The organism is Gordonibacter pamelaeae 7-10-1-b, assembly GCF_000210055.1.
In the GTDB taxonomy this organism is placed as follows: Bacteria; Actinomycetota; Coriobacteriia; order Coriobacteriales; family Eggerthellaceae; genus Gordonibacter; species Gordonibacter pamelaeae.
Window position 1 is genome coordinate 598,680 of record NC_021021.1, and the last position, 1,411, is coordinate 600,090.

Genomic DNA, 1,411 nt, shown 5'->3' on the forward strand with positions numbered 1-1,411 from the left:
GGGCCCCGTCGGCCTCGAGCGCCTGGGCCACGCCGTCGAGCACGACGCCCGGGGCGTCGTCGCCCCCCATGGCGTCGACCGCTATCGTGACTTCCTCGGACATGATTGCCTCCTTCTGCCGACGGCCTCCCGCGAGGCCGGCCTCCTGAGCGAGCCCCGGCCCTGCCGGGTCCCAGCCGCGCGCCTTGCTCGACCAACCTGAAAAAGCCTCCCCATGCATCAGCGGGCGCTGACGTGCGGGGAGGCTTTTCAACGCGGCCGAAGAGCGCGCGCCAAAGCGCGGATGCGCTATTCCGTCTCGATAACCTCGCGGTTCTTGTAGAAGCCGCAGTTCGGGCACACGCGGTGCGGAAGCTTCACTTCGCCGCACTGCGGGCACACGGAACGGGCGGGCGCACCGATCTTATCGTTGCTGCTGCGACGGTTATGGGTGCGGATACGGCCCATCTTGCGCTTAGGTACTGCCATGATCTATGCTCCTTCTGTAAGCCGGGCGAACCCGTGCCGCCCGTCCTCGCTTAGTAAACATGCGAAACGGTATAGTACCAAAGGTTCGTGCGCCGCGCAAGGCCCCATCTGCGCTTTTCTTCGACATGCCACACGTGCTCCACACGGCGGCCGCCCCGGGGGCGCGCCGCGTGGATCAGAGCCCCTCCGACGGGCGGCCGAACTGCATCTCGTAGTAGCGCGCGTACGTGCCGCCCAGCTCCAGCAGCTCGTCGTGGGTGCCCTGCTCCACCATGCGGCCGTCCTCCACCACCGCGATGAGGTCGGCGCCGCGTATGGTGGACAGCCGGTGCGCGATGACGAGCGTGGTGCGGCCCTCGGACAGCTCCTCGAGCGATGCCTGGATGGCCCGCTCGCTCTCGTTGTCGAGCGCGCTCGTGGCCTCGTCCAAGATGAGGATGCGCGGGTTGCGCAGGAACACGCGCGCGATGGCGATGCGCTGCTTCTGCCCGCCCGACAGCCGCGCCCCGCGCTCGCCCACGAACGTGTCGTAGCCCTCCGGCAGGCCCATGACGAACTCGTGGATGTTCGCGCGCCGCGCCGCCTCCACGATCTGGGCGTCCGTGGCATCGGGTCGCCCGTAGGCGATGTTCTCGCGCACGGTGCCGCCGAACAGGTACACGTCCTGCTGCACGATGCCGATGGCCTCGCGCAGCGTCTCCACCGTCACGTCGCGCACGTCGATGCCGTCGATCTCCACCGAGCCCGCGCCCGGGTCGTAGAAACGGGGCAGAAGTGAGCACGTGGTGGTCTTGCCGCCGCCCGACGGCCCCACGAGCGCCACGGTCGTCCCGGCCGGTATGGCCAGGTCCAGGCCGCGCAGCACCTCGTGCTCGCCGTCGTAGCCGAAGCGCGCGCCGCGGTAGCGCACTTCTCCGGCCACGAACCCGTCCGCCCGCCCGCG

At 69.5% G+C, this 1,411-nt stretch carries 2 protein-coding genes; both read right to left on the reverse strand.

The features are described 5' to 3' along the window. Positions 1-288 precede the first annotated feature (288 nt). The gene (rpmF, locus tag GPA_RS02835; RefSeq protein ID WP_041238879.1) at positions 289-468 is read right to left on the reverse strand and encodes a 50S ribosomal protein L32; all 180 of its coding nucleotides are present in this window, start codon (positions 466-468) and stop codon (positions 289-291) included. 175 nt (positions 469-643) lie between these two features. Next, positions 644-1,411 (reverse strand): ABC transporter ATP-binding protein (locus GPA_RS02840; RefSeq protein ID WP_156791121.1); only part of this gene is annotated, 768 nt, incomplete at its 5' end.

Excerpts from the sequence above, each read along its gene's own strand:
- rpmF (WP_041238879.1), bottom strand. The coding sequence starts at position 468 with ATGGCAGTACCTAAGCGCAAGATGGGCCGTATCCGCACCCATAACCGT.